General features: G+C 65.8%; 1 pseudogene. It reads left to right on the top strand.

Features of this window, described 5'->3' with window-relative positions:
- Positions 1-46: 46 nt before the first annotated feature.
- Positions 47-509 (top strand): annotated as a pseudogene (locus EN906_RS36675) (hypothetical protein); the annotation flags it as partial.

The following is a 509-nucleotide window of genomic DNA, read 5'->3' as shown; positions in this document are numbered from 1 at the left end:
TCGTTTTCCCTTGCACGCGAGATTGCCAAGTAACGCCGGATCTCTTTTGATCGCGGCAATTTCAGGCCGGGCGCTGGCCGCCGCCGCGCGTCGCGCCGGCTATCGTCCGCTGGTTGCCGATTTCTTTTGCGATACGGACACCGTCGCGCTCGCCGAACGTGCGACGATGCTGCCGGGCGACCTGCAGAGGGGCATCGACGGCGAGCGCATCGTCGACACGCTTCGGCGATTGGCTGGCGACGACCTGCCGGTCGCCATTATCCTGGGCTCAGGGTTTGAGCGGATGCCTGAGACCGTGGACGAGATCGCGCGACACTTTCCGCTCGCAGGCAATGGCGGCGCCGCAATCCGCAGGATCAAGGATCCGCAGTTGCTGGCCGATGATTGCGCCGAACTTGGCATCCCGCATCCGCAATCGCGATGGGACCAGCCGCCTGATCGGGAGAACTGGGTGGTCAAGACCGCGGGCGGCGCCGGCGGCGGGCACGTCAGACGAGCAGCCGGAGAAA

Origin of the sequence: Mesorhizobium sp. M7A.F.Ca.CA.004.06.1.1, from assembly GCF_003999135.1 — a bacterium.
Lineage (GTDB): Bacteria > Pseudomonadota > Alphaproteobacteria > Rhizobiales > Rhizobiaceae > Mesorhizobium.
Note: the sequence above shows the minus strand (reverse complement) of the source record. Positions and strands in the feature narration are given on the sequence as shown.